Below are 6,349 nucleotides of genomic sequence, written 5' to 3' on the forward strand. Positions count from 1 at the left end.
CGCCCAATCTGCGGTGGAGCCCCCGGCTTGTCTGTTTGTGGATGATTCAGACGGTCGTGAGTTTTCGCTGATCAACCAGGCTAAGAACGAATGGTTAGAACTTGTTGAAGGCAACACTTTTGGCTGGACTCGACAAAAAGACAGGCGTGCCATTTTTGTGCGTGCGGTCAAATTTGCTGACAATGAAGGCCAGGTGGGCGAACTGGCACCGGGAGAAGTGGCCCTGTATGAGCAGGTTGCATACCACGGCAAAACCTGGATTTTGTCTGATAGTGCTAAGGACGTTGCCGGTGAACATGAACGCTTTGGAGACTTTCAAGGTCTAAATGATCTAGCCTCGTCCATTCGCTTAGGCCCTGATACGGGGGTGACCTTATTTAAGCATTTCAACTACCAGGTTGCGGAAGGCAAACGAGAAGAAGAGATTGAGGATATCGTCAAAAATGTGCCAGACCTTCGAGAGAGTCAGATCGGCAACGATGCCCTTTCTTCTGTCAAAATCTTCAGAACTATCGAGCCTGAGGATGTGTTTAGCTCTTACACCACCAAACTGAGCCAGGACTATCGCATGGTGGGGGACAACCTGGAAGAGTTTTCGTCCTATCGCACCATTTTGCGGTTTAAGCCCGATGCTGGCGCGATCGCAGTTTCTGCCACCGATCTGACCCAAATCGAAGTTGCAGGCACCACCTACGACATCGATGAAGAGCGCTCGGTTACCCTCAGCCCCAATGAGCTGAATCTGATTATGATCACGTCTGAGGCCGATGGCCTCGACACCCCTGGGCTAAAGATTCGCACCAGCGAAATGGCACCCAATGAACGGGTAGTGATTTTCCCCAACCGAGAGGCCCATAAGCAAATCGCTGAGCTAGAAGAGGGCGCACTGTGGGATGCCAAGGATGCCAAAGGCAACTTAATTGTGGATCGCAACGCCCATACTCAAGAAGAAGTCGCCAGCGCCCAAAACACTATCAAACGGGTGATGGCCACCGTGAACTATGGTGACGATGCTCCCACAAACCGCGTTCAGTCAGCCAACCGGGCCGTCTCTGGCGCGACTATCGACAATCCTTGGGAGCTTACCCTGGGCTCGGTTGGGGGCAACAAACCAACGCGACCAGATGACGGTAGACGATCAGTGATTGTGAAACCTCCTATCAAAGAAAGACCGGTCAGCTCAGACGAATGGCAGAAACTGCTTACTCAAGCCACACCTGCTGAAGAAGAGGGTAGTCCAGAGGTCAGCGGTCCGGTCACTCTGGGCACTGCCAGGGTCTTCTCGGCCAAAAAGTTTGGCCGCCGCCTTGGCAGAAAATTTAAAAAGGCAATCAAAAAAGCCACATCGGTTGTCATTGGCAAGGTTAAAGACATTGTGCATGTGATTGTCAAAACCGCTGAAGGCATCATTGACTTTGTGGTGGACACCGTTGAAAAGGTAGCTGACTTTGTGGAAGGGGTGGTAGAAACAGTGGTGGAATCCATCAAAAAATTCATCGAGTTTCTACAATTTTTGTTCGACTGGGGGGATATTTTAGAAACCCAACGGTATTTAGTCCGTGCCGTAAACTCAGGCTTTGATTTTGCAACCCAGGCAGCAAAAGATGCCAAACCTATCGTCTCAGACTTTGTGGATCACCTGCAAGGAACGGTTGAGAACGGTATGAATAACCTGACTGAGTCATTGGGCGGTGATCCTTCAGAGGTAAAAGAGTCTAAGTTTAAGATGCCCGAAGCGTTTGAATGGTTTCTCTCAAAGCTACTGGGTGGGTCAAAACAAAAAGGTGCTAAGCCAGCACCAAATCTAGGGACGAATCCAAGTGAGGACTCTGCCCTAGAAAGCTTCTTTTCTAATTTCCTTGAAGCAATGGAAAATGCCATAGGTGCTGGACTAAGAGTATCTGAGGGCCTGATCAAAAGCATCCAGAAACTGATTAAAAATCCTCGACAACCGCAGCTTGCAGTCATTGAGATTATAGAAGCACTCAGAGATGCCATCATTCAGTCATTGTCAGCAGTAGAGAACATAGCTCTGGGGCTATTAGATGTGCTTGGAGAAGCCATCCAACAGCTTAAAAATTTGCTGAACGCCGAAATAAAAATCCCCTTTATTTCCGACCTGTTCAAGCTGCTCGGTGCAGGTAAGCTAACGGTATTGAATCTGTCTACTTTGCTACTCGCGATTCCGGTCACGGTCATATCTAAGATAGTTACAAACGAAAAACCGTTTACAGGAGCCTTGCCGCTTAATGCTTCGCCCCAAGCACAAACAAGGCTAGTAGCTTTAACAGATACAGAAACGCCATCTGATGAAAATCAACAGTTGCAGACTAGCAATAATGATAATAATGACAACGAGAAAACAGAATTACGCAGGGGAATTGCATTTACAACGATTACCGTTGTGGCAGATACTATTGGTCACGTCCTCAATGGGATTTTAGATCTTAGTGCTGCTGTTACTATACACACTGAAGGGAAGATAGATCCAGCAACTAAGAAATTAGAGATTATTAGCCTCGTGCTTAGTGGCGTCAGCTGGGGGTTCAGCGTTCCCTTTGAACGTTCGTTAACCTTCAAAAAAGATGACCTAGAAGTCTCTAGGGAAACACTCTTGTGGGGCTATAGGGGAGGATTATTAGCAGCAAATATTATCACTCTGATTGTGGGTGAGTCTAAACTTAAAGGAGCTCGGCTCTTGAGACGCCTAAATAAAAACAGTGTCAAGGTTTGGGCTGTAGCTAGTGCGATTGACATGGTGTTAGCTAGCGCTTATTTGGCTACTGTAGATGAAGATAATACAGCCATCAAAGTCTCTGATAGAATATCAGGTATAGTCTCGTGGGTTCCAAACATGGCTTCTTTAGCACTACTGAGCAAAGACCCTCGTGTAGCTTTCGGCGTACCGGCAATTGCCAACGGTGGCGCTATGCTCTTGAACCTGATATTCGGTCTCATAGTGATAAAAGAAGATTCTAAAGCTTTGATTAAATTGAAGCAAGCGTAGCAACAGGAAAAAGCAGGAAAAAGTCAGTCGCTTTTTCCTGTGTCAACCGAGCCGGGCACACCTATACTCAAGCCCCAATCGAAGTCTATCCTTTGGGCTGCTGTTTCAATGGGATTGACTATGCTAGCCGAAAGGCGTGGGCAGGTATCTGTTCTAAAAGCTGAAGCACGCGTTCTAAAAGTTGCACCGTTACCTCTGGCCAGCACGGGTCACGATAGCGAAAGGGCGCAGGAGATAAAAAGAAAAGTCCTAGGGCTGTGTACAGAGACAGTCGAGTATCAGAATTAAGTCCAACATTAGACTCAGAGGCCGTGTGATAGCCCGTGAGTAGATGTGATTGAATGTGTTCTATCTGAGCATAGGATAGCGATCCTTGAAGACACTGACACTCTAGATGAGCTTGAAAGTTACCCAAATCAACCATAGTGTCTCCCTGGGTAGCCCGATCCAGGTCGAGAATTGCGATCGCATCGCTCATCACCACTACCTGATCGGCATAAAAATCACCATGAATAGCTTGATATAGCCGAGGCATTTGGTGTAAGTGCTGAACCAGACGGTCACCAATTTGACGAACTAAATCTTCTACATCTGGCCACACAAAGCCTAACCAATCAACTAGGTCCAACACTGCTCGAATTTTAACTAAATTAGGATCGTTGTCTTGCGTAGGTAGGGTCTGCTGATGTAACTTTGCCAAGGCATTGCCCACGGCCTCTAGCTCAGAACGATTATTATCGGACTCAGTCAACAGTAATGCCAGGTCCTTCCCCGGTAACCACTCATAGCTAATGAGGCCATGCTCTTGAAATTGAGCTAAGGGTCGAGCTAGTTTCAACCCATCACAGGAATGAAGACTGCGAATATTCCTGCTAGCCGTTTCAAACCCTTTTACAGCATAGGCTTTCACTAAGGCCTGGGGCTGTCCGTCCTCAACCCATTGGGCGACATAGCGGCGCTCAGGTTTATACCGCAGTTGTAACAATTTACCCGATTGAGAACTGTTGGGAAAAAGGCGTCGATAGTCTTGCAAAGAATCTTGTAACTGGGTGAGATAGGCTAACCCTGGCAATTTAGAATCATTGGGAAATTCTGAGAGCTTTGTAGCCATTGAGGGTAGAACTTGGCGACCCAACCCCAGAGAACCCACTAGACCAGGGCGTTGTTGCCATGTTTTTACTTGTGTCGTATGTTTCTGATGCAAGGCTTTAACATAGAACGTTAACCACTGTTTTTTTAGCTGTAGTCGGTAAGCCACCAGGCAATTTGTTCCTAGCTTATAGCGCAGATAAGTTGGCTGTAATTCGCCTAATGATGTGTCAGGAAACAGCTGTTGGAGATTTGTTTCCTAAGTTTATGTTAGCGGACTTTTTCGATAGGGGTTTATCTCCTCGACGGGCTCAACGTTATTGGAACTTAATATAGAAACTAATTAAACATACTGCATAAGTTCTATGGGAGCACCATTTACTTCAATGAACGCAACTTTCAAACCCTCGCTGGGTGAATTTGGCTCGATAATTACATTTTTACCGATGAGTTCAGATTCTAGATCGTCTACTTCAAATGCTACGTGGGGAACTGTTTTTACCAATTCTGGATAGGGGGCATCTTCCCAATATCTCTGCCACTGTATACCGTAGTCATTGTTCTCATGATCCGACACCGTCATTTTTAAATGTGGAAGGTCAATTTCTCCTTCAAAGTTCTCTTTGGTTGGAATGCCAAAATGGTTAAACTTCATAGATTTTTTCGGTTTTTTCTCGTGTTGCAAGTAGAGCTGCATAACGTTGGAGTTCAACAGCGGCAGTAACTTTGGATTCTGATTAACTGTTTATGCTCCGCCGTTGCAACGCAGTGTTAGCTGGGTGGGGGTAACAACCTTATAAAACCCTCCTGCTCAAAATGTCGGTCAGTGGTCAATGCATCAGTTATGCCACGTTGGCGCATCAAAACAAAGCTGACTGCATCACACAAAGAATAAGTTTTATCCTCGCGAGCTACCAAGAGTTCCATGGCTTTTCGGTGCAATTGTTCATCGACCCATATCGTTTCAATGTCTGGGTTATCGGCTAAATCTACAACAAACGCCAGTACTTGAGGTCGAGGAAAACGACGAACTAAGGCAAGGGCCACTAACTCGGCTAGGACATGACTGTGCGTCAATAGTCTATCGCCAGCATCATGGATTAATTGAACCGCTTTATCGTGTTGTAGCTCATCCCGGTGGAGGTAGCACAGTAAGCCTGATGTATCTAGAAGCACTACTAAAACTGACCTCTAGTAATCATCTGAGTAAGCTTTGACGAGGTCAGCATCAATCTGGTCATTATCTGTATCTGTGGCATACCCTAGACTGACAGCACCAGCATGACTCCTAAACTTGCTCCGTGCCTGCGCTTGAAGCTCTGGTGAAAGCAAAATATTACTGACAAGACTACTCTGCCTACTAAGGAGTGTAACAATCCACTCCGTTATAGAGACACCTACGGCACTAGACTTGTGCTGTAGGTCTGCGTAAACTTCATCGCTGATCTCCAGGGTTAGTTGCTGACTCATACGATTAGGTAGTCAAGACTATATAGTCTCAATTATAGCCTGTGTTTCAAGAGTCAAGCGGCGCATGAGTTACACATGTCTAAATCAAATCGCTTCGCTTCAAAATGAAATTAGCTGAACTATCAAAAAAGTTGAAGATATTTGAAATTATTGCTCTGGCTCCACATCTTCTTCTTGCGAAGGTAGGTGGATAATTAGCCAGAGAGCTATAGCTAGGATTGGAGCCCAGAACCACGGAGAAACTAACGGATAGCTCAAGGTCTTAATGCCAAATCCTCCAGAAGCTGCGCCAACCATTCCCAAAAATCCGCCAATTGCACTCATACCTAATGCCCCTATTGCAATCCCGATTCCTCCGGTGGCAACACCTACAGTCCCGACAAGTAGTGATGTAAAGAACCCGACTCCAACACCAGCAACAGCTCCACTCCCAATAGAGCCTATTTCAGGAAAAATAATTGTGGTGTAAGAACCTGTCAGTGTTGCTAAATATGCTCCGTACAGAAGAAGAGATATTCCGATCACTCGTCTGTACCATACACTTTTACCGAGAAAGATTAGGCTTAAAACAAAGGAACTTACGGCTACGACTCCAATCAATATATAGCGGTTCCTAGTTGTTTAGAATACAATATGAGGCTTACCTACAGACTCTTGGAATCTCCCTTAGATGAAGCCTCTTTCCACTGATTTACGTCAGCGCATCATTGCTGTTTATGCCGATGGCTCGATCTCCCAACGCCAATTAGCCGAACGCTTTCAAGTCAGCTTGAGTACGGTTCA

Annotated in this window: 7 protein-coding genes; 2 read left to right on the plus strand and 5 right to left on the minus strand. The window is 46.1% G+C overall.

Annotated features, from left to right (window positions below):
• Window positions 1-3,007, plus strand: a 3,007-nt coding sequence (locus IQ260_RS25720) for a hypothetical protein (protein WP_193995932.1), incomplete at its 5' end; no start/stop codon positions are given.
• 118 nt (window positions 3,008-3,125) lie between these two features.
• On the opposite strand, the gene IQ260_RS25725 is transcribed toward IQ260_RS25720, so the two are convergent.
• From IQ260_RS25725 to IQ260_RS25745, 5 genes are all read right to left on the minus strand, one after another.
• On the minus strand, window positions 3,126-4,265 hold the full coding sequence (locus IQ260_RS25725) for a phosphotransferase (protein WP_193995933.1): 1,140 nt from the start codon (window positions 4,263-4,265) through the stop codon (window positions 3,126-3,128).
• Between the two features lie 174 nt (window positions 4,266-4,439).
• Complete coding sequence (locus tag IQ260_RS25730) at window positions 4,440-4,793, minus strand: VOC family protein (protein ID WP_228016436.1); 354 nt, start codon at window positions 4,791-4,793, stop codon at window positions 4,440-4,442.
• Window positions 4,794-4,867: 74 nt separating this feature from the next.
• Window positions 4,868-5,272, minus strand: coding sequence for a type II toxin-antitoxin system VapC family toxin (locus IQ260_RS25735; RefSeq protein ID WP_193995934.1), 405 nt, complete (start codon window positions 5,270-5,272; stop codon window positions 4,868-4,870).
• Window positions 5,273-5,287: 15 nt separating this feature from the next.
• Window positions 5,288-5,566: a hypothetical protein gene (locus tag IQ260_RS25740; protein ID WP_193995935.1), complete on the minus strand. Its 279-nt coding sequence runs from the start codon at window positions 5,564-5,566 to the stop codon at window positions 5,288-5,290.
• A 147-nt stretch (window positions 5,567-5,713) separates the two neighbouring features.
• On the minus strand, window positions 5,714-6,166 hold the full coding sequence (locus tag IQ260_RS25745; protein ID WP_193995936.1) for a hypothetical protein: 453 nt from the start codon (window positions 6,164-6,166) through the stop codon (window positions 5,714-5,716).
• 70 nt (window positions 6,167-6,236) lie between these two features.
• Between IQ260_RS25745 and IQ260_RS25750 the strand changes: the two genes are divergently transcribed.
• Window positions 6,237-6,349, plus strand: a 113-nt coding sequence (locus tag IQ260_RS25750; RefSeq protein ID WP_193995938.1) for a helix-turn-helix domain-containing protein, incomplete at its 3' end; no start/stop codon positions are given.

It is taken from the genome of Leptolyngbya cf. ectocarpi LEGE 11479 (assembly GCF_015207065.1).
Lineage (GTDB): Bacteria > Cyanobacteriota > Cyanobacteriia > Phormidesmidales > Phormidesmidaceae > Leptothoe > Leptothoe ectocarpi.

Excerpts from the sequence above, each read along its gene's own strand:
- IQ260_RS25730 (WP_228016436.1), bottom strand. The coding sequence starts at position 4,793 with ATGCAGCTCTACTTGCAACACGAGAAAAAACCGAAAAAATCTATGAAG.
- IQ260_RS25740 (WP_193995935.1), bottom strand. The coding sequence starts at position 5,566 with ATGAGTCAGCAACTAACCCTGGAGATCAGCGATGAAGTTTACGCAGAC.